This is a genomic window from Pseudoalteromonas sp. UBA6610, from assembly GCF_002433295.1.
Classification (GTDB): domain Bacteria; phylum Pseudomonadota; class Gammaproteobacteria; order Enterobacterales; family Alteromonadaceae; genus Pseudoalteromonas; species Pseudoalteromonas atlantica.
Genome location: NZ_DJHW01000133.1, coordinates 55,394 through 81,187, shown reverse-complemented (window position 1 = coordinate 81,187; position 25,794 = coordinate 55,394). Strand labels below are relative to the sequence as shown.

Here is a 25,794-nt window from a genome sequence, read left to right as displayed (position 1 = left end):
TGTATTCATTTATTAGCTTTTAATGTATTCATTTATTAGCTTTTAATGTAGAACTAGCAATATTTACATAATACAGATTCTCATCTTTGCCTACCAAAGCCCCTAGGTATCTACCGTAATGTAGAGCTCATGACCTTTAAAAGTAAAATAGACAGATTAGAAGGCGATAATCGCCTTATTTATCTTCCATAATATCTTTAAGTGCAATGCGCTTTAGCTTAGTACCATCGCGATACCCTTTTACTAACAATTCATCTAATACAGCGCCAGTGTAGAAGGTATAGCCATTTTCTTCATCAACGGGAAGCTCGTATACAGAGCCTGATATTTGAGGCCAAATCCAATAATTCCCACAGGGTGATAAGTGAGGTAGAACCATTGAACCTGAGCTTACTCTCCATTCATCATCATTTTTCCACGAACAAAACAACACATAGCAGGGTTTGCTATCAATAGTTTGAAACGTTAAAACAACCCACCCTTCTGGCTTGTGTTTCATATGTCACTCCATCTTGTTTACAAAAAAATTTAAGCCTCCATTAACCTTAACTTAATAAACAAGAACACCCCCTCTTTTTTCTTAAAAAACACAAAAAATAAAAATGCTTAAATTAACCTAGAATTAATATCGTTGGCATTTTATGAATTTTAAAACCCAAATCAAAGACACTTAAAGAAGATAGCGAGAGGTCTGACCAGTTTAACCTTCTCTATTTCTGTAATATCTGCAATCATAGTGACTGCCTTTTGAAAAGCATCAACCTTGCTGGGGGCTAGGTGTGAAATTTTAAATTTAAGCTTTTAGGAGCAGCACTGAATACTAATTTCACTTTGGGTGTTTTACTTGAACATAACAACTTCATGTTAAACACAAACATAAAATCGGTTTGGATAAGGTAAAAACAACTCGAGAAACCTTCACAGTACTTTAAAGATAAATTTTTTTTGAGAATAAATAATTTGCTCGTAGAAAAAACATTGAACTTAACTTTTGAATTTTAAAGTGAGATTAACCCTTGAAAATAAAACAAAATTTTCAGTGGCTCCAAGGATTGATAAGCCTAATTATGACGAAAGGAATAATGTAAAAATGCTTACCAAGAACAACTATTCTAAAGATAAACCTTTTAATTTATCACCCATTATCTATAGTGTAAAGACATTTATTTTTTGGGAGGTAAAATTATGACCGTTACAAAGACGAACGCTAACGTTCACAGAGGTCGATTTGTTATACGATTTTACTCCCATAAAAATCAGTGCGCACTTAATCCCGAGTCATTTCAGGAGCTGATCCTGGCTTTTAAACTGGAATGTGACCCTAATGTGAAGCTGTTTGCCACCCAGCCTGAGCAAATAGAAGTGACTATAGACAAAAAAGTTTACCGCTATACACCCGACTTCTTAGTCCTATATCATTCTGGCTTCGCTGAATATATTGAAGTTCATCATGAGTCTCAGGTTGATAAAGAGTATCACTCGAAAATTCATCTTTTTAATGAGTACACCCGAAAAAAAGCACAAATAGGTTTACGGTTAATCATCGTCGATAAGCTCAATACTATCTTTATGGCGAACCTGAATCTGATAACAATGTATTACTCGGAGCATTCATTCCCATTAACAATGCTGCCTGATGGAGATTTAACCTTTGGTCAACTCATCGAATGCTTGGAGGGTATAGCTAAAAACCCAGTGTCAGAGGCTTATGGACTAATTGCATCAAATGTATATAAATTCGATATGGAGAAGCCGTTAAACGCCTCTACTACATTGATGCGAGGTCACCTCAAATGATCGGATATGCTACGGGCACTGACTTGACTAATAAGTACGGTAACGTTGAATCTATTGCGTTTGTTGACAGTACATCAATACTCCTTTCCGGTGATGGTATAGAGACTAAGAAGCGCCTATTACCTCGAGACGACTTTGAGAAATCAATTGATGATCAAGGCTTTATATTAAGAAACGCACAGCATCCACATATTGAACTAACAGAATATCAAAAGTTAACGGTTACATCACGATTGATGTATCAATCTATCTTGAAAGAACTGGTTAGTGAAGGATACCCTGCTACAACTAAGAAGACATATGATGAGCTCATCAAACGAGTCGAGAGCCAACATCCTGCAACTATTGCCACAAAACACCCGCAATGGAAAACGGTATGTCGCCATTGGCGCGTATGGGTTCAATCAGATTTTAATGATGAGGCGCTTGCGGGAGTGAAGCGCAATAGCCCTGAACGGCTAAATGCGGCCACTGAGGCTTTCATACAGCACTACATCGCTACCGTCTATTCGTGTAATAACTCTGCTTTCAAAGGCGCATATTACAGTAACTATAAACGAGAAGCGCAAGAAGCTAGCTTGAAAAATAATGAGATTCAAATCGCATCACAACGCACCTTTTACCGCCGGTTACAAGAGCTTACTGATGCCGAAAAACTTGCTAATTTTAAAGGCCTTTCACAAGCGGAAATCAATAAGCGACTAACAACGCTACGTAAACGAATAAAAACCTATTACGCAATGCAGCGCGTTGAATGCGACCGTGTTGTGCTAAATATGTGTTTAATTGACGACAAAACAGGCCTTCCGACACCGCCTATTTCTTTGTATGTAGCAATAGACGTATACACACGCGCACCTATCTCTGTGGTGCTTAGCTTTGAACCTGAAAACTCTGCCGGTGGGCTTAACCTTTTACGTCAAATATTTATGGCGGATAGTAATCTTACAATGAATGGACGCAAACCGACTACATTGATTATGGATAATGGCCCAGGGTTTAATAATCGTTTGATAAAAAAGGCTGCGGAGCGACTTGAGTTAAATATTCATTATACACCATCAAATCAACCTGCTAAGAAGCCATTCATTGAGTCATTTTTTAACGTATTAAGAGATCACTTTTTTTCAGGTATGAAGATTGAAACGCAAAGTGGTGAGACGAGTATTGGATTTCAAAGTTATTCAGGAAAACGTACTAACCCGAACTCACTCGACACAATTCCATTAGCTAAACGTGCGGATATAAAGGTATCTGATTTTACAAAGCTACTGAATATATTTTTGACAGAATACATGCACAAACACCATAAACAGGCTGGCCATACGCCTATCAAAAAATGGAATCAGTCCATTATTGATACGCCTATGCCTTCATTCACATATGATCAGCTACAACATTGCTTCCACGTGTCCAGAGCCCAGGCCTCACATAAATTACAGCAACGTGGAACTATCAGATGTTTAGGTCAAGATTATTACAGTGATGAGCTAAAACAACTATACGCGGCTACTAAAACAGACATGGAGCTGGGTGAAAACCCCTCTGTTTATGTGTTTCATGACGACCTAGATGCCAGAAAAGTAACAGTTCAAGCAACACTGCCTGGCGAGAACAATCCTGTGGAAATAGTGGCTGATAATATTGACCATCATGATACTAAACTACCAGTCAGCTTTGCTGAATTAAATGGCAATCAAACTCTGACCCAACTCGGAATATATACAGAAACTTTCTCCCATACTCCTACTGGTCACTATGTCGGTGAAATAACTGAATTCGTAAAGCAAAAGCCCAAACGCAAACAGCACAGAGGCCCGAAGGTAGCGTCTTTCAATAAAAATACGAAAGAGAACTTATCCATTGTAGAGCGAATAAAAAAATCTCATAAAGTGAATGAACTTAAATCACAGATATCGCACTCAGGTGAACAAGATACCTACGCAGATACGATAGTGAGCAAAACCAGAGAAATGGCCTCTACCCGTTATAATGATGATGAAGGAAATGAAAAACAATGGTAACTATGCCCAGTACAATTTTCGCATGTGACATTCAAATGAAGATATGGCAGAGGATAGCGGAAATCCACAATATGTATCACGTACCTTCAGAGGATAAACGAGCTCAACTTATTTATGGTGCCTCGGGTGCTGGCAAGACGTATATATTAAAGCAGTATCACGCTCAGTTTTTACCTGTTACTAAGCCAGAAAAAACGACAAAACCAATCTTTTATGTCGCTTTTAAGGAGTTTAAAAAAAGTACTGCAGAGATAACTCGATTTTTAATTTCAGAGCTAGAGGGAACAACACAAAACTCTCGCACTACTGCAGCTGAATTGGATGCCCAACTTATCTCACTTCTCAAAGACCTAGAAGTGGAGCTAATCATTCTTGATGAAATTCAGAATATTGCCTCAAGTTATGATGGGATAGAGTTTCAACGAATTATTAAATATTTTTGCTATCTGATCGATAGCAACAAGATCCGTTGTTCGATTATTTTCGCCGGTACAAGCAGTGCTAAGCGCCTTATTACATTTGGTAGAACCGCCGGTAAATTTGACGATGACGAGCAGATGTCTCGTCGACAAATGCGCCCCATTGAAATTAAGCCAATCCTTCCTAAAACGAAAAACTGGATTGCCTGTTGTAATTGGTTCATTCAACAAGTTGGGTTGCCAAATTTAACAAAGGATGAGCACAGTGAGCTACTTGATCGTATTTACCTTGCGTACAGTGAGCACACCATGAGTACAATGCGCGATTTATTTTTACGTAATAACACACGAAATGCAAAAAACTATGATCAGCTTATAGAAGCCTTATTTGAAAACTTTGAGAAATATGCAATTGGGGCTGTCAATCCATTTGATTATGAACTTTTAACAAAAAAACAATTAGATGCATATCTAAATGAGCAAGATAAAAACCTTAGAAGTCAGTTCTATTCGGGGTTATGCTAATGCGTTTCCCAATAAAACCCTCTTACTATGAAGCGGAGTCAGGTATTGGTTATGTACTTCGTTTACTTAAAAGAAATGGCATACAATCAGAATCTCGCGTACTCAATAAGGCTATGCTAACCAGTATCATCAAAGGTAGATCAACAAAGAACGGACTCCTTGATCACCTTATTCCTATAACTCGCACTTTATCATCATTAAAGATAAAGTGCTGGACACATGCGAGATTGCTAACGCCACAAGTTTGTCCAGATTGTGTTAACCAATATGGGTATTTTAGGGCCCAGTGGCAAAATCCATTTTTACGACACTGTATTATTCATGAGTGTGCCCTGTTATCCGAATGCCCTCATTGCAATTCACCGCTGCAATTTACCATTAATCTTCTAAATGGCCGCTGCACATCACCTTTATGCGGCTTACGCTTAACGCATATACCATTGAATAATCAATTAAAATCACCTGAACAAGTCCACGATGCATACCTCATAGCTAAAGTGATAGTTGACGATAGTAATACACGAACGAGTTTCCCACCAAAGGAGATTACCTCCACATTATTAAATAGAGCGGCTGATATTCTTAATAACCCAGATAGTGCTAGAGTATTCTTAAGTGAAAGGGCTAAACGTGTACCAACAGATCTACCGTTGAACATTGAGTTTCACAAAATTGAAATTATTGTTCAGAATTTGCTATGTGAATGGGGGTCATTATCCACACTATATGAAATGTATAATAGCGAGTATATTCGTTCAAAAGCTCCCATAACTCAGCTTTGGTTTGAAGCTCAAACAGCCTCCTCTATAATTGGGGTAACGTTTAAACAAATCGCTCTTTTAGTCGAAGTTGGATTGATAAGAACTGATTCAAAAAAGGCCTTAAGAACAGATACTCGCGTTGAAATATCAGGTGTTTATACCTTTTTAGCCGAGTTCAGCCACAATAAAGATTACGTCCCCCTTTCTGAGCTACGTCGCTTTATGGCTCTTCATAATATCTGTATAACTGATGTACTGATAGCTGCTAAAAATAAAGAATTATTAATAACATACAAACCTTCATTAGACTTAATGCATTCCATACACGTTTTGCCTGAAGCATTCGATACCTTTTGTAAATTACATACTCAACTTATAAGAGATAAAACGATGTCCGTTGCAAACGTAGCTGAAGTCACCGGTATACCAAAGGTAGAACTAATGAGGTTGATTAATACCGGTAAGCTCAGGCCCGTTTACATTCATGGCAATAATTCAAAACGTATACTTAATTGTGATACTTTGAAGTTGGCGAAAACACAAAACAAACAGCTATCACTCGACATTTAGCACTTTGTAATTTCAACTTTAATTTTTAGGCCGAGACTTGCTCTCGGTCTATGCTTTATTAATAACAATACCGGCAGTTCACTAAAACTAACCGACTGAATATCAATAAGTTTAACTTTCCCTTTTTTAATAAAGGTTTAGTAATTTAATCCATAACTAAACCTAAATCAAACCAAATTTGAATTAACTTAACATTACAAATGAAGCTTCGCATATCTGCATTTTAGCTTTCACTTAAATGGCTTCATTTCTCTTTATCCTAAAAATCCATTTTCTAATCGATTTACTACACTTTTACTAAGTAAATATTAGCGTATAGTGTTCGCCACTAATTTACCGAATACAGAATCTACTTAATTATGTGCTCATTAATATCAAGTCAGAGTTCTTCAGTGGCAGAATGAGAATATGCAAGGCAGAATGAGAACTTTTTGGCTGGATGAGAATTTGTGTTGGGGCAGTTTTTAGCTATAAATAATTCTCAATTTAAGAGGCGCAGTACCCATAAAGAATACAAGCTAAGTTATTGTTTTGAAATCTTATTACTTGGCTGAGATTCTCAAGTTATATGGCGCCGATCAAAAAATGATCAGTGCCACTTAAATCGAGAATACACGGCGCGTTGAGAGCTTATTGATTTATAATGAAATATGGCACTTAAATTGAGATTTATTAACTTAATTACACTCTAAAAATAATTATGTTTTTTATTAGGTAAATTTCACAAACAACGAGAAATCGCTTATAAACATCTATTAAAGTAAGTGCTTTGAAGTGATAATTTGACTATCTATTATACGAAAGCTAATCGGGTTTACTTCGAGGTAGAGTTTATTTAGGCCGATGCTTGCCAGAGGATCAACAGCGCATCTTTATTTTTCATTACATAAAGAACTTCTATTCTTGGTCAGTTATAGCCGTGGATTGCATCACTCAATAATTACCGGCGCTCTGCTCTGTGCCAATTGCGGACATTGTTAACGCTCGCCTAATACGCCTTGCACTGGCGGGCTTTTTGCGTTGCTTGCTAAAAGTGTGGCTGCCGGCAATGTAGGATTTAGATGCTTGTTAGCAATACATTCTGTTGCGGCTAACCTGTCACCTTGGACAAGAACATGAAAAAGCCACCCAACAAAATAATTGCAATGATGACTATAGCTGTGAGCGTCTTCGACTGAAGCATTGATTCAATTAAACCGACTTCAGTTTGCATTTTAATTAGGTCTTTTGGCTCAACATCTTCTTTAATGCGAGGGTTATTTGTTTCGTTATTCATTGGCAACTCCATATGCGAAATATTCGTGTCTTACTAACAGCTTATAACACACCAAAACGGCGTTTAATAATGTTATTGGACAAAATTAGATTTCTACTCAAAGCACTAGAATAAATTTAACTTTTCCAATGACCGCTGCTCGCTCAAATAAGACCCCGAAAAGTGGCTCGTATAGCTATCTAGGTTAACGCTTTCAAAAAACAGAAGTATATTTCCGATAACTACCTTTGAAGTCCTAGAAACGGAAGTTTACTTCCGTTTTGTAAGTTTATAAGCTGGTGTCTAGTGAAAGCTGGGAAGTCCAGTGATAATTTTGCTAGTTGTCTAAACCCATGTGTTAATAGTTAAAGCATGAGCAAACATTGATACAGTTCAAATGCTATTTAGTAATTGAGCAGGACGCTTTCAAGAAAGCAGGCAAATAAGTGGCTAGAGTTAAATAAGCGTTATTATAGAAATAACTATATTTAAGTACTTTTAAATTTCACTTGCTGTGATTGTACTAACAGTAGGCTTCATCAAAGTTTGTTGTTTATAACCGTAATCTAAAGCCGTAAATGTAGCGCTTACTCGTATTTGACCCACAAACCTACCAGTCTAATATTCTTAATATTATGCAGGTGGCGTTTTTAATACCTGTAAAAGGCTAATCAGTAATAGCGCTATCAAGCAGTGCAGTAACAACCACTGGTTTTATTAAGTAACAGTTCGCTGTTAAATCCAGCTACAAGATTATTTATAACCGTTTCAACAAAACCACTGCCCTGCGCGCAGCCGAGCCCTTGAGAAAGTGGGCCGGCATAAACAAAGTCACCTTTATCGTTAATCACCACGGCAGCCGGTGTAGCAGGGAGCAGTATTTGTAAAGAGGCTGTTTGCTCAATATTGATAAGCGTAATATTTTGCGCTTTAGAAAACGCAGCCAACTGTTTTAAATGAGGCTGGGCTTGCTTGGTGCAGCCACAGTCAGGGTCAGTAACGATAATCAACGAATTATGCTTTGCTGCTGTAAACCCTATGTGTTGTTTAAATTTAGTAAACCACCCTGGTTGCTCAAGCACGCCATAGCTGTCAAAAACGCGCAACTGATTGTATTGATAATAAACTAAACCAGAAACCGTCACTACTAACCACAGAGCAATCACTGCACTCATTTTAATGGATGAATTACTTAAATTTAGCAATGCTTTGCTCTAATACCGCAATACTTACGTCGATCATTTGCACTTTAGCGGTTAGCTTTTCTACCACTTTGGTATCTTGATATTGGCTTTGCTGCATTTGTTCTGTGCTTGAGGCTATTTGTTTTGTGTTTACAGCTTGCTCAGCAACAACTTGCGCTACAGAGTGAGTACTTTGGCTGACGGCTTTTATTTGCTCACTCATGGCGCTTATGTTTTCTTTCATGGTGGTGCTGATATGCGTTAAATCAACGACAAAATCGACACACTGGCTCATAGATTGGGTTGACGTTTTACTGTTTGTAACTAAATCTTTTAATGTTAAAGCAATTTTATCTGTCGTGGCTTTACTGCTTGTAGCAAGCGTTCTGACTTCATCGGCTACAACAGCAAACCCGCGGCCATGCTCACCCGCTCTTGCGGCTTCAATGGCCGCATTAAGCGCAAGTAAGTTAGTTTGCTCTGCAATGCCTGATATTTCATTTAACAACCCTGATATTACATCGCCAGCGGCCACCAAATGATTTATTTGCTCTTCTGTATGATTAAGTAAATTAAGTAGCTCCGTGCTTTTAGTGTCTGTTTGCATAACGTCATTTAAGGCGCTATTTGCAGCTTGAGTAATGTTATCTACCTGCTGCTTTAATACTTCGCTTTCATGCTCAACTAAGCTAAAGCCCTGTGCAACTTGAGCACCAGAGTCTGCTATATCATTAGTTTGTTCCTTTCTTTGCTCTGCCCCGCTTGCTAGCTCATCGTGTACGTTTATTAATTGCTGCGAATTTTGCTGCAGTGAAAGAGACTGCGTTTGCACTTGCCTAATTACATCTGATAAATAACCCAATAAAGTATTAAAGCCCGCTACTGCATTGCTATTTTTATCATCGGCCCTAAGCGAAAGCTGTATATGCTCAGGGTCTTGCATAATAGCTTCGGTCGCTTTGGTTAAAGACACGCCAGCTCGGCGCTCTTGTTGTAGGGTTTTAGCAATATAGCCTGCTACAAACACTTCTACTATTGCATAGCCGGCATGTATAAGCACCGTAGTAAACGCCAGTCTGTCAGGGTCAAATACATAAAAACCGGTGTTTTGTGTTTGTAAAAAGTAAAAGCTTAAATGATGAACGGCCACAAAAATAATGGCCGTAATAAACACCTGCCACTGTACAAACATAATCAACATGGCCATTAAGATGAATATTTCGAAGTGTACTTCTATTAACCCAAAGGCTTGTTGTATGTGCAAAAAAGAAAACATCATAATTGCCGCAGCAACAACATGACCTGTGATTGGGTTATTTTTCTGAGTTTTAAGTAACCATATAGGCATTAAGCTTAAAGGTAGGCCGACTATAAATGCTTGTGTAAGTGTCCCAAAGTACAAGCCTAGGGCGATAGACTCTACAAACAAAAAAATGAATATTATGGTGAATAAACGACTTACACTATTCATAAATACCTTTAATTATTAAAATTTTTTTAAACAAAATCAGGGGTTGTACGTATTAGCTAATAATTACGACCACATTTAATTATCAATATAGCCTAGCCTGCCAACTTTACTTAATAATTGATAAAACCGCTTTAAATTCAGGTAACGCTGCGTTTATTGTCCACTGAAAAATGATACTTTCTACGCTTGTAATTATTGCCCCTGCCTGTTGTAACTGCTCTAGAGCTAGCGATTTATGCATCGTATTACGTGAGCCCACAGCATCTGCAGCTACATGCACCTCAAACCCTTGTGCTATTAAATCTAAGCAGGTTTGTAACACACATACATGCGCCTCCGTGCCTATTACTATAATTTGTGAACGCGTAAGCTTTGTAAACACAGCATTAAATGCAGGCTCATTACACGCACTAAAATGTGTTTTTTCAACAGTCTGTGCGTTTATAAGGGTGTTTTTTAAAAGGCTGTTTGTACCACCAAGCCCTTGAGGATATTGCTCAGTCACTATGCTAGGAATTTTAAAAAGGCCGCTTACTTTGGCAATTTTTATTGCCCACCCTAGTAAATCAGTAAATTCGCTAATAGCAGGAGATAGCTTATCTTGAATATCTATCACTAATAACACGCTGTTATCCGCAGATAAATTTTTGTGACTAACCATAACACCCCGTTTTTAAGTAATTATAATTAGTAAGCGTAGCTTAAATGGTTATAAATAACTAAATTAGTGCTTTAATTTAGTTGTTATAAGTTGTAATCCACATTTTAAAAAATGTGCTATATTTAACTTTTATATGTATATCCCCTGCCCTAGAGCGAGTTTATTAGTGCGATTGAGTATTTTGTTTTTTCTCTTCACCACTGTATGTTTTCTTTGTATTACTAGCGTATCTGCCTCCACAAATTATGCTCAACAACTACAACGAATATCTACCGATGAAGGTTTATCCCAAAATTACGTAACTAAAATTTTGCAAGATGATTTAGGTTATATTTGGATAGCTACAGCGCAAGGGCTTAATCGATTTGACGGCTACACGGTAACCCCTTTTGATGGCGGATTTACTCTTAACGAAAACTTCATCACTACACTATTTAAAACGCATGCAGGCAATATAATTGTTTCTACTGAGCTTGCCGGTGCCTATTTAGTTAACCCAAAAACGTTAACTACTCGTAATATATTTTCGGGCAATCTTGCAGGTAATACAGGCAGTTACGCTTCAATTGAAGCGATAGCCCAGCACCAAGATACCTTTTACCTTGCCATTCTAAACAACGTGTATTCACTTAATTCTAAAACAAATTCACTTACTTTAGAGTTTACTATAGGCAATGAAAACAGCGTGGTGCGCGCGTTAAAATATTACAAAAATACGCTATTTATAGGCACACAAACGGGTTTATTTAGCTACGACCTAAAAACAGAGTCATTAACCCCTCTTAATTTACATACTCCCGATAAACAAACAGTCGATAACAGTAATGTTAAGTTTTTATCTGTAGATCCCACGCTAGGATTATTAGTAGGCACCGTTGAGGGCATGTACGCATTAAGTTTAAATAGCTCAGCAGGAGCAGCTGCAGATCAAAGCACTAAAAGCGTGATTGCTGATTACAATATTTGGGATTACAGCAATACACCCTATGGCGAATTTATTGCCACAGAGCATGGCTTGTTCGAATTTAACCGAGAAAAGGGCACCACTGAGTTAATTCTTAGCTTTGATCAAAGTAAATTTAATATTACCGAAAATACTATTAACGATTTAATGGTCGACTCAAGTGGCGTGTTTTGGCTGGCGTCGCGCACTCAAGGCGTGCTTACTTGGTCAATAAACACACGGCGCTTTAACAAAACCACCCTACCCGAAAACAACTATATAAACAGTATTTACCAAGACGATGATTTAACTATGTGGTACGGCACCGATAATGGCCTTGCCCATGTAAATGCTAAAAACAAAACAACCTACTACCTAACCTCGCAAGACCCTAAAGCGGTTTATGGTGAATACGCTATTTTTGAAATTAATAAAGCGCATTTAGATTCCACTTCGCGGTATTTATGGCTAACGGGGTACTACAGTTTAATTTTATTTGACAAAGAAACAGGCACTGCCGTTGCTAAAAAAGATTTAAATAACGCACTGTCTGAAGGTGTGGTTATTTATGGTTTGTCTGAGGTAGCCCCCGACACATTCGCTTTTTATAATGATCACAGTTTTTATGTGTACAATGGAAAAACAGGCTTAACGCGCGAAATTAACGGGTTAAAACAACATGTAAACCCTTTAGAGGCCTATACTTTTCATCGACCTTTTGATGATTACCCAAATGAATTTGTATTAAGTACAACTACCCACTTTTACCGGTTTAACGAGCAAACAAACACCCTTACCACTATTTATAAAACCAGCAAAAAAGACAGCCAAAATTACCACACAGTCGAAAACTGGTTAACCGATAAAAATAATATTTTATGGTTAGCAACAACCAGCGAAGGCCTAGTGGGTATTGATGCGCAGAGCTTTGAAAAAAAGCACCACTTTAACGTAAGTAACGCCTTAAAAACGCAGTCTATTTATTCACTTATTAGCGATGAGTATGGTTATTTATGGTTTAGCAGTAAAAATGGGTTGTACCGCTTAAATACCGATACGTTAAGGCTGCGAGTTTTTACAGTAAAAGATGGTTTATCGGTTAATTTATTTAGCACTTTAGGGGCAATTACGCTTAAAAATAACACTGTAATGTTTGGCAGCAGTTATGGTGCAATTTCGTTTAACCCCGCTGAGTTTTTAAAGCAAAGCACGCAAACAACAACCTCAATAACCGATATAACTTTAATGTCGCGCGATTTAGACTATCAGCCAAATCAGTTTGCCACCTCTGCATTGCAATTAACACATGAAGATATGGGTTTGGAGGTCAGCTTTTCTAATTTTGATTTTCAAAATAGCGCGGAAACACGTTACAAAATTACGCTTCAAGGACCTACTTCGCTAGAGTATGATGATTTAAAAGCAAACAAAATATTTTTTACAAAGCTCCCACCAGGTAATTATCAATTAAAGGCCAGCGCGTATAATTTTAACAGTGCGACCGAATCAAAGCCGGCGCTGTTAAATTTTAATGTGGCATACGCGCCGTGGAAGTCTCCTTATGCGTATGCGGCTTATATTTTAATTATTATAACTGTGCTGTGTTTACTGTTTTGGCAATACAGAAGCAGACAGCTAGCCATAGCTAATGCGCAAAAAGCGACTATACACTCGCAAAAACAAACCGAGCTTGCGCTCAGTAACAATAAAAGTGGCATTTGGGATTACCATTACAGCGACGATTCGGTAAATACAAACCGGGGAAGTGAGCTTGGGTATACTAATTTGCCAAACCGTATTCCATTAAAACATTATTTAGCTTTAATTCACCCTGAAGACAAACCTCGGGTTATTTCGCACTGGTTAAATTTTACCAAACAAAAAAAGCATGAGCATTGGCAAGCAACTTACCGGTTAAAGCATAAGCTTGGCCATTGGTTGTGGTATCAAGATTTAGGGCAAATTATTTATGACGAACACACAAATAAACCGGTATCTGTATCTGGCATATATACCAACATAACTGAGCAACGTGCCAATGAGCAGCAAGCCAACATTTTAGGTGAGGCGTTTGGGCAAATAAACGACTGGCTGCTTATTTTAGATAATAACTTGGTGCCGGTTTCTGCAAACAACAGTTTTATAAAAACCTTTTCGCAAACTCATAAACATCCACTTAGCTTAAAAGTGTTTGTTAATGCGATAGGTAAAGCGCAATGTAAAAGCTATGCCAACACATTAAAAAGCTTAACAGCAAAACAAAATTGGCGAACTGATGCCGTTATTAAAACTGCAACTAACCCGCACCACCCCATACATATAAGTGCCACTGCAATCGCTAAAGATACACATAGCATAAGTTACTATGTGATTGTTATTTCGGATTTAACCGAGCAAAAAAAGGCAGAAGACGAGCTGCGCTATTTAGCCAACTTCGATCCCCTAACACAATTGCCTAACCGCAGTTTAATGCATCAAAAAATTGGTAAATCGATTAAAAAAGCTCACCAGCAGCTCACTCAAAGCGCTTTACTATTTATAGATTTAGACAAATTTAAACCGGTAAACGACACATTTGGCCATGCAGTGGGAGATCAACTGCTGTGTAATATTACCCAAAGAGTGAGCGCGATGTTGCCAAGTAATGCCACGCTTGGCCGCCAAAGCGGTGACGAATTTTTAGTGCTTATTGATAACGTAGAAGACATAGCCGCACTTAATAACATAGTCAAAAGTATCAGCTCAGCACTTGCCAATAAGGTCATTATCGAAGATTTTTCTATTAATATATCAGCCAGTATTGGCGTGGCTTTATACCCATTTGATGCCAGCTCGACCGATTTACTGATCAGAAACGCCGATGTAGCCATGATGCATGCAAAGCAAGCAGGCAGAAACGGGTTTAAGTTTTTTAACGACTCGATGAACGAGCAAATAAAACAAAAGCTCATCCTCGAAAACGATTTAAAAGACGCCGCGAAAGATAATCTATTATTTAATCACTACCAACCCATAATAGACACGCACGCACAAACAATAAATGGGGTAGAGTTACTTATGCGCTGGGAAAATAACGGCCAATTTGTCTCGCCGGCATTATTTATCCCTATTGCTGAAGAAACAGGCCTGATAGAAGCATTAACTGAGCAAGCTTTAGAGCGCGCGCTAACTGAGCTAGCCCCTACATTGGCCAGCAACCCATTATTTTATATTTCACTTAACTTGTCGCCAAAGCACATTTTAAGGACGAATATAGCAACCAAGCTGACCAATATATTAAAACAGCATCAAATGAGCCCAGTGCAACTGCGCCTAGAAATAACAGAAAACATACTGCTAGAAGACAAGCAAAAAGCCGCAAAGCAACTACAAAAGTTAAAATCGGCTGGTTTTAAGCTGTTACTCGATGATTTTGGCACCGGCTACTCATCACTTACTTATTTGAGCCAGTTCCCTATTGATGTCATTAAAATAGATCAAAGCTTTGTTAACAGCATTGGGGTTGATAAAAGTGATGAGTCGATCATCAAAACCATTTACACTTTAGCTCAAAACTTGGAGCTTTATTGCATAGCCGAAGGCGTTGAAACTAAGCAACAAAAAGCCTTTTTAGAAGGGTTAGGTTGTCATGTTTTACAAGGTTATTATTTTGCAAAACCAATGCGTGCAGAGCAATTACAAAACCCCGAAACACATGAGCATATTCACACTTTAATAAAAAGTTAGCTATGAATATGCTGGCATTCGTGGCTTTCTATTTGCAGTACGCTGCTTTTAACATTAAAACGCGCAGCGAGGAGTTTTTCTATTTTTAAGCGGCAGGCTTCATCGTGCTTTTCAATTGTACAATGCTCTTTTAACACCACGTGAGCGCCGACAATAATATCGCTGTCTTTGCGCGACACCGTCACATTATGTACGTTATGCACATGCTCTAAATCGGTAATTGACTGCTCAATATCCTTCACTTTAGGCAACTTAGCGTTATTAAAGAACAGCCCTTTAATACAGCTCGTGATCACTTTACCGCCAGTAAATAACACAAACGAGGCAATTAGCATGCTCGATAAAATATCAATAATGCTCCAGCCCGTAAAATAAATAAGTACGCCAGCTATAAACGTAGAAATGGTCGATATAATGTCAAAAAACGAATGCAAAAATACAGCGTACACATTAATGCTTGCTTTGCGGCCTTTATAAAGTACCCACGCTGCAGCACCATGAAATAAAAACCCCACAGAGGCAATACTCGACATTAAAAAGCTGTTTATTGCTAAATCATGGCCATCGTTATGATGGGAAATTCTCTCTACACCTTCATATAAAATAACGGAGCTTATCGCCAAATACAGTAAACCATTAATTAAACCACCAATGAGCTCAGCGCGTTGATAGCCATCGTTATAGGTTTTAGCAAAATGAATTGCTAAGCTTGAGGCAATAAGGGCAATAAATAGCGAGCTATTATGCACAAATAAGTGCCCTGCATCGGCAAGTACAGCAAGCGAATTAGCGTAATAAGCGCCAATTACCTGAATTACCATAAATGAACATGTTATCGCTAAAGCGATAAGTAACCGACGACGAGACGCCTGGTGTGTAGTGATTTCTGTCATGAAATGCTTGAAAAACCTATACTTAAAATGCAAATAAGCCGTCAGGTGGCTTAGAGTAGAAAAGGGTAATGATATACAGTAGCAATTGTAATACGAAGCCCTCTTAAACGCACTAAAAACTTAGCAAAATAGCTAAAGTTGTACTAAATAACATAGTAGGAACAATTAAATTGTATGTAAAATCAACGGGAGCAATGAGTGGGCTTAAAACCAATCGAAGATGTGTGGAGTACTATAAAGCTTATTCCGTTTGCCGTTGTACTTTATGATGCTAAAACACAAGCCTATAAAGCAAACACTCAAGCGCAGAGTATATTTGATTTACCCTCACAGCCAACATTAAAAGATGCAGACTTTAAGCACCTCACGTTAAGTAGTCCAGAAAGTAAAAAACAATTTACTGTTGCTCAATTGTTTGAAAAATACTTAGTTATAAATACTAACTGCCACGTATTTTTACAAAAACAAACGCAAGGCCTATTACTAAACGCCAAACTTGCCTCGCTAAATAGTCACTTATACATTGCTACGTTTGAGATAATTGAACACAACGAAGATGCGCAATATAACTTTGATAAAATTATTTCAAAAATTTCTACCGACTTAATAGATATTCAAATTGACGATATTGATACTCATATAGAGTTTGCGCTTAAAGCCATTGGCACTGTATGCCATGCCGATAGGAGCTACTTATTTAAATTTTCTGACGATGGTAAGTCAATGCGTAACACCCATGAGTGGGTTAACCAAGGGATTCAGCCATTTAAAGATCAACTACAGCACATACCAAAAAACTCACTCCCCTACTTTGCTAATTTAATGGGCACCACACACTTATTTAAAGTAAATGATGTTGCCAGCCTCCCAGCAAAAGCGGCTAAAGAAAAACAAGAACTTGAGCGTGAAGGTATTCAATCGGTACTGTGTATTGGCCTTCGCTACGATAAGGAGCTAGTAGGCTTTATTGGTTGTGATTGTGTAAAGCAAAAACGTGAGTGGACAGACTTAGACTTAATTAGGTTAAAACTAGTAGGTGAAATAATCGCTAATGCGTTTAAAAACTTAAACTACAAGCAAGAGCTTCAGCATATTCAACAACAGCTAATTACCGCAAATCAAAAACTTAACCACCTTGTTAATACCGACAGCCTCACCACAATTGCAAACAGACGCTGTTTTGACAAAGCACTAGAGAGCGAAATTAAACGTTGCGCACGTGCAAAGCAACCCGTTAGCTTAATTATGTGCGATATTGATTTTTTTAAAAATTACAACGACAGCTACGGCCATCAACAAGGCGATGAAGCCTTAGTTAAGGTGGCAGCTGCGCTTAAGTCGCAATGCCGACGCGAAGGCGATTTAGCCGCGCGCTATGGCGGTGAAGAATTTGCCGTCATTTTACCGGCAACTAATGAGCAAGACTCCCAGCAATTTACCCGCTTAATTCAACAAGCAATTAACGCGGCAGGCATAAAACACAATAATTCTACCGTAAGTGAGTACTTAACATTAAGTATCGGTTTTTATTCAGCCACGCCTGATAAAAATAGCACGTCACAGTGCTTTATAAGCAAAGCCGATCAAGCACTCTATACCGCAAAAGAAACAGGCCGTAATAAGGTGTGCCAATTTACATAACTAAATCTATTATAAAGTAACGGGCGGCTCTAGCTGCCCGTTTTTTATGTCTGTTATTTTAAATACATTACCTTGTAATGACTGGTTAGTTTTTACATTACTGTCATCTGCAGAAGTTACAAATAGCCACTGTGCGTTATTGCCACCAAACGCAACGCTTGTAGGTTTTGTTGCAGCAAGCGACAGTGTGTTTAAAACCTCCCCATCTGGCGATAAACACATAACGCAGCCCATATCCCATACCGCAAGCCATAAGTTGCCAAGGGCATCAATCACACAGCCATCTGGGTCTACTTGGGTATTTTTAAATTGATAAAAAACTTGGGCGGGTAATATAGGCTCACCGCTATCTGGGTTTACATTTAAAGTAAAAATACAGCTGGCTTTTGAGTCGCAGTAATAAGCACGTGAGCGCGCTTTATCAAAACATAACCCGTTGGGAATGGTTAAACCTTGCACCACGCAATTAAGCGAATTTTGATAAAAACGGTAAATTTTACCCTCGCCTGAGCGGGCGTTTGTATCCATAGTGCTTAGCCAAAAACCACCCCAAGGGTCTGCCCGACCATCGTTAGAGCGCCGTGTGGACTGGGTATTTTCTAAAAATGTGAGCGTTTGGCGCCCCCCAGAAGCTATATGGTATTTATATATACCCGTACTGGTGCCAATAATAAGATGTGCTTTATCAAGCCACGCTAAAGCCGAAACCGTATCTTGCATTTCAACTTGTGTTAGTGAGTCAGGCTTTGTTAAACACTTACTTAGCAGCAGGTTTTTTTCTATATCTACCCAAAATAGCGTTTCAAGCAAAGGGTGCCAAAGCGGGCCTTCACCTAACTTATTTTGCACGTTACTAAATACGGTTACACTTGAGTCAGTCATAAATAACGATTCTTTAATATTAACAAAGCCTTGTATTAATAAATACTTTATCAGAAATCCCCAACACTTACGATTAAACAAAACACATTAGCAGCTAAACGCTTTTTGCTAAGCCAAACAGTGCACTAATACCAAATAGCTTAATTAAGTGATTTAGTTTTAAATACTAAACCACATTGATTACAGGATAAAAGCTTCGTTATTGCTCTGTTTATATCAAAATTTTTAGCGCCGTTAGCGCCAAGTTTAATCCCTTAAGTGAATAAAGTAATGTGGCAAATGGGTATAATTATTTCAGCATTTTATCGCGCTTTACCTGGTTAGTTGGTAATATCATCAACAGGGAGGTAATAGTATGATTAATAATAACAATAAACATTCTTTAGTGGTTGAGGGAGGTGCAATGCGCGGTATTTTTGCCGCCGGCGTGCTGGATGAGTTTTTAGCGCAGCGCTATCAACCTTTTACTAATTACTTTGGGGTTTCTGCTGGCGCTACCAATATAGCCGCTTATTTATGCCAACAACCTAAACGAAATTACCATGTTATTACCGACTTTTCGTGTCGGCCTGAATTTATTAACTTAGCGCGCTTTATCAAAGGCGGCCACTTATTTGATTTAGATTGGCTGTGGCAAGCAACCATTAAAGAAATCCCCCTCAATACAGAAGCCTTTGCAAAGGCGGCTCACGAATTTTATATCGTCTCTACAGCTATCACCACAGGGCAGCCCCATTACCTTAAAGCAAGTAGTGATGCGATGGTAGAGCAACTTAAGGCATCGTGCGCGATTCCAATTGCGTATCGTAACTACCCTATAATTAATGATATTGCGATGACCGATGGCGGCGTAGCAGACTCTATTCCCGTAATAAAAGCATACGAAATGGGCGCTCAAGAAATAACCGTGGTGCTTTCTCAGCCACTTGGCTATAGAAAAAAGCCAAGTAAATCGCAGTGGTTAACTAAAAAACTTTATAAAAACTACCCTGCTTTAGTAAAAAGCACGATTAACAGAGCGCATGTTTATAACAGCAGCATAGATTTTATTAATAACCCGCCTGAAGATTGCAAAATCAATATTATTGCTCCACCGCCTCAATTTAGAGTGGGTCGTACAACCAAAAATGTTAAACGCCTTAACGATGGGTACAAAATGGGAATTGATACAGCCAGAGCCTTTTTAAGCTAAGTGTGTTGTTTCCCTTTAGATAGCGCAACCAGTATGCCCATTACAGTAAACGCTGCAATGGTGCATACAATGCCCGCTAGCACAGCGTAAACATGTATAAAAAACGCTAAGGCAATAGCTATTAAAGCACTACAATACAGCCATTTATAGGCTACTTTGTAGTGCTTACTTCTCATTAATAATAAAGCGGCCAGTAAACACGCTAGTGCAATAACTATCATAACAGTGTTCATGCTGCTTTTACCTCTGCAAGTGCTATGGCATCAGGTTTTGTTTTTAAGTATCCCCATAAAAACGCCAGTCCAACAATTAAAAAGCTAATATCTGTAAATGCCACTAAGGTACTGTTTGCGTTAATAACATTATTAACGCCCAATACACTATTAAATGGTAAAACACTTATTAAGAATAAGGCGCAAAGCAACAAGGTTGCTCTGAAGTAGTTTTTATAGCTTTGCCAAAATGCTGCAATTACTAGCCATACTAACCACACGTAAAAAAATACCGGCCCAAAGTAAGCATTGTGCTCAGCGCCAGCCACGGCATAGTTTAAAAGTACTTGCATAGGGAATAACACACAACAAGCAATCACTAAACCACCGCAACTGCCTATAATAAAGCGGTTCCACCTTGCATACGCGTCAGCGCTAAGCGTTGGTGTGCTGCCTCTGGTACGCTTTGCTAACCACATCATCATGCCAGAAAGTGGCATTAAGGCACATGCTAAGCCAAGCATTACCCAAAGTAACTTCACAAATAAACCTGCAAAATTACCAAAATGGAGTGGGAAGAGTATTTCAATAATTTTAATTGATACCCCTGCAATATCGCCAAAACTACTCATTGAAGTGATGTACTCCCCTTGCCCATTGTAATGCAATAACTGAGAAGCCACGGCTTCGCCTCCTAAAAGGCGTAAATACACTTGTGCGTTAGCATCGTTATGCGCCATTACCGTGGCATCTAAAATAACTGCATGTGGGTAGCGTTGCTGCGCATCACTTAAAATAGCGGTTATGTTAGTTGGGTGATTTACATAACTAATTATTGGCTCAGGAATAGCTGTAAAAGTTTCTATCAACTTATCTTGGTCGCCTCCAAAGCTAACAAAAGCTGCTGCAGGTAGTAAGATTACGGTTGCGAGCCCTAAAAATGCGCCACTAAAGCCAATTACAATATTAAAAATACTGCCCCAAATACCCATTACTTTGTGGCCGTCACTTATGGTTACATCTAAGCCTTTGTGCCACCTAAAGGTGAACAGCTCTTTAATTAATTTACGATGTATAAATAAGCCAGTTACCGTACTTACTAATAATGTTAAACCTAAAAACCCAGTTAAAATAAGCCCTATAGGTCGCCCTAAATGTAAGTCAGCGTGAAACTCACCAATGTAGCTGGCTGCATCTGTTTTTCTATTGGCATAATATTGCTTACTGGGGCCATAGTAGGTATTTACCAACGCTAAGCTTGCTGGGTCAAATTCAAATGCCCGAAGTACTTCTTGCTGGTAATTTTCATCACCATGGTGCGATTCAAATACTAAAGCCAGTAAGTGAAAATTATGCCCTGTTGGCATAAACACATGAATGTTTTCACCAAACTCTTTGGGCACTTGAGCGTGGTATGTATTAACTAATGTGCTTATTTCGCTATTAGGAATATGTTGAGTTTGCTGCAGTGATTGGTTGGCCCAAATTTTTAGCTCAGGCCTGGCAAGTACTGCTAACGCGCCGGTAAATGCCACAACAAACAATAAAACGGCGGTTACTACGCCCACCCAACTATGTAATAAAAATAGCTTTTTTAAAGTAATTGATTTCATCCTTGCCCCTGCATTAATGCAAAATAACTTAAAATTCCATGCACTAAACACAAAGTGATCATGACTAAAAATGGCTGCCATGCTTTTTCGCTAATGTAGGCATATATAAAAAGCCCAACCCAAATAATTGGAAACAGTAAAATAGGCAGTAAAATTTGTTCACTCATTTGTAATGGCAAGTAGGTAGTCATCCCGGTGATCATCACCGTAGCGGTTACCAATGCCAATACGCACGCCATTAAATGGCGACGCTTTGTAGCGCTAAAGGTTTTTTTATTATTCATTTTTAGCTCATTTAATAAATAGCAGGCGCGCACATCTGCACATGCAAATAACAACTATTTGCATTATATTGCGCATTTGTAAATTTATGCAACATATTATCGTTACTTAATAAGCTAACAAGCTCCTTTTTATTCGCACAATCAATGCCTGTTTATTTATAAAATTACATTTTTTGAGCATACTTGGTATTTAGGTAGGTAAATATGATGGGCTGAAACTGTTTTTAAATAATCCCAAAAACAACTGCGTTATCATACTGATCAGTGCTTAACTGCTTAGCCCATTAAAATAACGACTAAACAGGCAAATTTTTAACTTTAACAGTCAACAAACTCTATAATTATTGTTATTTTGTTAAGGCATATGCAAAAAGCTAATTGTCCCTAGGCAGGCTCTTTTAGCAGCTGTTAAACAAATCACTATACATTGATAAAATGAGAGAAATTTATGAGCGATAAAATCAATCCAGACGCGTTACACGCACTAAAAATTGCATTTACTTACATGCCGCAAGCAATTGAAGTAACAAAGTACGAATATGGCGAGCGCTATCAAACGGTGCTTGATCATATTGAAGCCGTGCGCGAAGTGTTGCTTATAAACGATGTAGACCCAGAAGAAGTAGGCGGCGACATAAACCCAGAATACACGCCTAATTCTACCTATTAATGGGAAAAGTTTGCTAATTGAGCAAAACAATTAAGTTCGCGTGTTGATAGCCTAACACCCATTACTCAATATATTGCTCAACGGTTTACGCCTGTTGGTATAAACTGTTAAAAACATATAAATAAATGTGCCTATCTACCGATACGCATAACGATATAAAATACAATTAAGGTAATTGCGGTGAACTTTTTAAGGCGTTTTCACGATATAGTCTCAGACCAAACTCTGGATTTTAATTCTAAAATTAAAAACCTACTCGCGTTTGGCCTAGAAGTGTTCAGCCTTGATGTAGCAATAATTAGTAAAATTGATGCTAATACGTACACAGTATTACATGCTCTAACACCCGATAACGCCTTATTACCCGGTACACAATTTGAGCTAGATGGCACCTATTGCGTCCATACTTTATCAGCGGGCTCGGCGCTTTCGTTTCATAAAGCCTCACAAAGTACGATTGCAACTCACCCTTGTTACATAAATTTTCAACTTGAGTCCTACATTGGCGCACCTATAAAAGTAGCCGATAAAACCTTTGGCACTGTTAACTTTTCATCGCCTAACGAGTCACCTGCATTTAGCGACGAAGCCTACGATTACATTGAGCTATTTGCTCAGTGGTTAGGATCTGAATTTGCAAAAATAGACACTAAAGAGCAACTTTTAAAAAATAGCTACACCCTGTCAAAGCTCGAAAACATCGCGAATATCGGCACTTGGGAGGTCGATTTAATCGAGAACAAAGTTTATTGGAGTAAGCAAACTAAACGCATTCATCAGGTAGCCGATGACTACCAGCCAATAGTTGATAACGCGATTGAATTTTACAAAGAGGGTTCCAGCAGAGAAGCCATAAATAAAGCGGTAGAAAACGCCATAAACAAAGGTGAAAAATGGGATTTAGAGCTTGAGGTTATTACTGCACAAAACCAAGAAATTTGGATTTCGACTTTTGGAGAAGCCGAGTTTCACGAAGGTAATTGCATAAGGCTATTTGGTACATTTCAAGACATTACCGAATCAATCTTGCTTAGAGAAGCGCTAAAAAAGAAAAAAGCCGAAGCAGAGCATATGTTAGAAGATAGAAGTATGCTATTTGCTAAAATTAGCCACGAGTTACGCACCCCCCTAAATGGCATAACTGGCATGCTCACCACCTTAATAGATGAAAAAGACACTGAAAAACGAGACGAAAAAATAAAAATAGCGCTACGCAGCGCTGATATTTTACTTAACATTATCAACGAAGTACTCGATTTTTCTAAAATTAATCATGGTGAATTAAAACTAGAGCCAACCGATGTACTACTTAAAACCATATTTAGTGACTTAGCCTCTTTATATACCCCGTTATTTAAAGAAACCCATGTTGAATTAATCATAGAAAATACAATTGATGATAGCTGCTGGGCCTTTTGCGACAGTACACGCCTGAGCCAAATAACCTCTAACTTATTAAGTAACGCATTAAAATTTACCGAGCAAGGCCATGTAAAACTTAAAACACAGCTCATAAATAATAACGATGCGTTATCTCTTGGTATCACTGTTTCTGACACTGGTCGCGGAATGACCCCCGCTTTTTTAGAGTCTTTATTTTCGCCGTTTACACAAGAGGTTGACGCTAAAAATAATAAAGGGGGCACAGGGCTTGGCCTAGCAATTATAAAAGAGCTTGTAGAATACATGGGCGGCACAATAAAGGTGACGAGTGAGCTACAAAAAGGCTCAACGTTTAGCATTAATATTCCGCTAGAGCTTGGTAAAGAGCAAGTAATAGACGATATTAAATCAAAAATTGAGTTAAACAGCCATTCGCTCAGTGTACTTATTGTTGATGACAACGATATAAACCGCCGTGTGCTTGATGCCTCTCTTGATAAGTTAAACGTAAAAGCCGACTGCGCCATTGATGGCCAAGACGCTATTTTTAAGTGTAAGCAAAAGCATTACGACCTTATTTTTATGGATTGCATTATGCCAATCCTGGATGGTTTTGAAGCCACTAAAACGCTGAGAGCGCAACGTATTTGCCCTAGCGAAAGCACCTACATTGTAGCGCTAACTGCTAATACATCGTCGCAAGATAAACTAGCTTGCCAGCAAGCAGGCATGGATATGTTTGTCTCTAAGCCATTTAAGTTTCCGCATATCGAAAAAGCGCTCTCTAATGCCTTAGAACATACAGCTAAAGTAAATTCGCTTTAACTAGTAAGGATATAAAATGAAAAATATAATAAGAACATTACTTTTTACTGTACTGTTGTTAGCCATATTTAAAGGCATTTCTACAGGGCAATGGGGTTCATCAATAATCGTTGTTATTGTATCAAGCGTATTGCTATTAGTTACGTTTATCAGTGGTAAGGCATCACAAGGCCGTTCAACTTATACAAGCACTGACTCTTCAATTTATGCTAGTAATAACTCACACTCTAATAATGATTGCGGTGGGGATTCTGGCGGCTGTGATTAATAATTTAAAGCGGCCTATTAAAGCTTTGTAGAACGGAGGTATTTTGCCAACAATTAAAATTGCTAAATTCTGGCGTTCTCTTGAAGCATTTGGAGAAATTTGTACGCGAATCCTTGGCCTAGGATTAGTCTATCTAATTTTCTCATTCATAGGGCAAGAATTAATAGGTGAGCAGTTCAAAAATGATGTTCTACTAAGCTTAGTCGTCTTACCTGCAATTTATGTCTTAAAAGATTCTCATAAAATTCTGGAAGCAGTTTTCATAAAAGTTATTGCAAAAGATAACTCGATAACCGTATTTAGTGGAATACTAACAAGAAGAGAAGACAAGCTAGGCTTCAAAAGTGTCGAAAATGTTGAACAAGTAACAACATTTTTAGGCCGTATTTTTGGTTACTCTACAATCCACTTATATGCTTATGGAAGCTGGGTTAGGATACCTTTCATCAAAGATCCTAAAAGCCTTAGAGTTTGGCTTGAAGAACGAATACCTAACTAAGTTCTCAAAGTCGTTAAAAAAGCCGCCTTTGGAGAGGGCGGCTTGGGTTAACAAACAGCTTTTGGGTGTACCTATTGCTGTTACATCAAGAGACGA

21 protein-coding genes are annotated in these 25,794 nt (G+C 38.3%); 11 read left to right on the top strand and 10 right to left on the bottom strand.

From position 1 onward, the window contains the following. Positions 1–175: 175 nt before the first annotated feature. Entirely contained in the window at positions 176–499 is a 324-nt protein-coding gene (locus B4F91_RS17535; RefSeq protein WP_024032696.1) for a hypothetical protein, read from the bottom strand. 686 nt (positions 500–1,185) lie between these two features. Here B4F91_RS17535 and B4F91_RS17530 point away from each other — a divergent pair. The 4 genes from B4F91_RS17530 (at position 1,186) to B4F91_RS17515 (ending at position 6,096) form a co-directional block, all read left to right on the top strand. After that, positions 1,186–1,797, top strand: a complete 612-nt coding sequence (locus tag B4F91_RS17530) for a TnsA endonuclease N-terminal domain-containing protein (protein ID WP_055253882.1) — start codon at positions 1,186–1,188, stop codon at positions 1,795–1,797. Beyond that, positions 1,794–3,821 (top strand): hypothetical protein, encoded by a 2,028-nt coding sequence (locus B4F91_RS17525; protein WP_286937360.1) that lies wholly within the window; start codon positions 1,794–1,796, stop codon positions 3,819–3,821. Before B4F91_RS17530 ends, B4F91_RS17525 begins: the two co-directional genes overlap by 4 nt. Further along, the gene (locus B4F91_RS17520; RefSeq protein ID WP_024032700.1) at positions 3,815–4,765 is read left to right on the top strand and encodes a TniB family NTP-binding protein; all 951 of its coding nucleotides are present in this window, start codon (positions 3,815–3,817) and stop codon (positions 4,763–4,765) included. Before B4F91_RS17525 ends, B4F91_RS17520 begins: the two co-directional genes overlap by 7 nt. Positions 4,766–5,205: 440 nt before the next feature. After that, entirely contained in the window at positions 5,206–6,096 is an 891-nt protein-coding gene (locus B4F91_RS17515; protein WP_096042864.1) for a hypothetical protein, read from the top strand. 1,090 nt (positions 6,097–7,186) lie between these two features. On the opposite strand, the gene B4F91_RS17510 is transcribed toward B4F91_RS17515, so the two are convergent. The 4 genes from B4F91_RS17510 to B4F91_RS17495 all read right to left on the bottom strand — a co-directional run bounded on the left by B4F91_RS17510 (position 7,187) and on the right by B4F91_RS17495 (position 10,667). Beyond that, positions 7,187–7,372, bottom strand: a complete 186-nt coding sequence (locus B4F91_RS17510) for a hypothetical protein (protein ID WP_024594843.1) — start codon at positions 7,370–7,372, stop codon at positions 7,187–7,189. Positions 7,373–8,037: 665 nt separating this feature from the next. Beyond that, the gene (locus tag B4F91_RS17505; protein WP_121638395.1) at positions 8,038–8,556 is read right to left on the bottom strand and encodes a DUF6436 domain-containing protein; all 519 of its coding nucleotides are present in this window, start codon (positions 8,554–8,556) and stop codon (positions 8,038–8,040) included. Then, positions 8,540–10,006 carry a methyl-accepting chemotaxis protein gene (locus B4F91_RS17500; RefSeq protein WP_286937359.1) on the bottom strand — a complete coding sequence of 489 codons (1,467 nt, stop codon included), beginning with the start codon at positions 10,004–10,006 and terminating at the stop codon, positions 8,540–8,542. Before B4F91_RS17500 ends, B4F91_RS17505 begins: the two co-directional genes overlap by 17 nt. 106 nt (positions 10,007–10,112) lie before the next feature. Then, a complete protein-coding gene (locus B4F91_RS17495; protein WP_286937358.1) occupies positions 10,113–10,667 on the bottom strand; it encodes a hydrolase in 555 nt (184 codons plus the stop codon). Positions 10,668–10,800: 133 nt separating this feature from the next. On the opposite strand from B4F91_RS17495, the gene B4F91_RS17490 reads away from it, so the two are divergent. Further along, the gene (locus B4F91_RS17490) at positions 10,801–15,336 is read left to right on the top strand and encodes an EAL domain-containing protein (RefSeq protein ID WP_349681409.1); all 4,536 of its coding nucleotides are present in this window, start codon (positions 10,801–10,803) and stop codon (positions 15,334–15,336) included. On the opposite strand, the gene B4F91_RS17485 is transcribed toward B4F91_RS17490, so the two are convergent. Next, positions 15,333–16,229: a cation diffusion facilitator family transporter gene (locus B4F91_RS17485; RefSeq protein ID WP_029774437.1), complete on the bottom strand. Its 897-nt coding sequence runs from the start codon at positions 16,227–16,229 to the stop codon at positions 15,333–15,335. The genes B4F91_RS17490 and B4F91_RS17485 overlap by 4 nt on opposite strands. A gap of 198 nt (positions 16,230–16,427) precedes the next feature. Between B4F91_RS17485 and B4F91_RS17480 the strand changes: the two genes are divergently transcribed. Beyond that, on the top strand, positions 16,428–17,870 hold the full coding sequence (locus tag B4F91_RS17480) for a sensor domain-containing diguanylate cyclase (protein WP_286937356.1): 1,443 nt from the start codon (positions 16,428–16,430) through the stop codon (positions 17,868–17,870). A gap of 9 nt (positions 17,871–17,879) precedes the next feature. Here the strand turns inward: B4F91_RS17480 and B4F91_RS17475 are convergent, their stop codons facing one another. After that, on the bottom strand, positions 17,880–18,752 hold the full coding sequence (locus B4F91_RS17475) for an SMP-30/gluconolactonase/LRE family protein (RefSeq protein WP_286937355.1): 873 nt from the start codon (positions 18,750–18,752) through the stop codon (positions 17,880–17,882). Positions 18,753–19,107: 355 nt separating this feature from the next. On the opposite strand from B4F91_RS17475, the gene B4F91_RS17470 reads away from it, so the two are divergent. After that, positions 19,108–19,944 (top strand): patatin-like phospholipase family protein, encoded by an 837-nt coding sequence (locus B4F91_RS17470; RefSeq protein WP_286937354.1) that lies wholly within the window; start codon positions 19,108–19,110, stop codon positions 19,942–19,944. Here the strand turns inward: B4F91_RS17470 and B4F91_RS17465 are convergent. Genes B4F91_RS17465 through B4F91_RS17455 form a run of 3 tightly spaced genes read right to left on the bottom strand, consistent with a single transcriptional unit; the run spans position 19,941 to position 22,053 of the window. Continuing rightward, complete coding sequence (locus B4F91_RS17465) at positions 19,941–20,177, bottom strand: hypothetical protein (RefSeq protein WP_286937352.1); 237 nt, start codon at positions 20,175–20,177, stop codon at positions 19,941–19,943. The two genes, B4F91_RS17470 and B4F91_RS17465, sit on opposite strands and share 4 nt — an antisense overlap. Beyond that, positions 20,174–21,769, bottom strand: coding sequence for a PepSY-associated TM helix domain-containing protein (locus B4F91_RS17460; protein WP_286937350.1), 1,596 nt, complete (start codon positions 21,767–21,769; stop codon positions 20,174–20,176). Before B4F91_RS17460 ends, B4F91_RS17465 begins: the two co-directional genes overlap by 4 nt. Further along, entirely contained in the window at positions 21,766–22,053 is a 288-nt protein-coding gene (locus B4F91_RS17455) for a hypothetical protein (protein ID WP_273587011.1), read from the bottom strand. Before B4F91_RS17455 ends, B4F91_RS17460 begins: the two co-directional genes overlap by 4 nt. 448 nt (positions 22,054–22,501) lie before the next feature. Here B4F91_RS17455 and B4F91_RS17450 point away from each other — a divergent pair, with 448 nt between their 5' ends. The 4 genes from B4F91_RS17450 to B4F91_RS17435 all read left to right on the top strand — a co-directional run bounded on the left by B4F91_RS17450 (position 22,502) and on the right by B4F91_RS17435 (position 25,698). Further along, positions 22,502–22,723 (top strand): hypothetical protein, encoded by a 222-nt coding sequence (locus B4F91_RS17450; RefSeq protein WP_024032720.1) that lies wholly within the window; start codon positions 22,502–22,504, stop codon positions 22,721–22,723. 180 nt (positions 22,724–22,903) lie between these two features. Then, the gene (locus B4F91_RS17445; protein ID WP_286937348.1) at positions 22,904–24,931 is read left to right on the top strand and encodes a hybrid sensor histidine kinase/response regulator; all 2,028 of its coding nucleotides are present in this window, start codon (positions 22,904–22,906) and stop codon (positions 24,929–24,931) included. Between the two features lie 16 nt (positions 24,932–24,947). Next, the gene (locus tag B4F91_RS17440) at positions 24,948–25,199 is read left to right on the top strand and encodes a hypothetical protein (RefSeq protein WP_096042852.1); all 252 of its coding nucleotides are present in this window, start codon (positions 24,948–24,950) and stop codon (positions 25,197–25,199) included. A gap of 43 nt (positions 25,200–25,242) precedes the next feature. Further along, on the top strand, positions 25,243–25,698 hold the full coding sequence (locus B4F91_RS17435; RefSeq protein WP_157743019.1) for a PH domain-containing protein: 456 nt from the start codon (positions 25,243–25,245) through the stop codon (positions 25,696–25,698). Positions 25,699–25,794 lie beyond the last annotated feature (96 nt).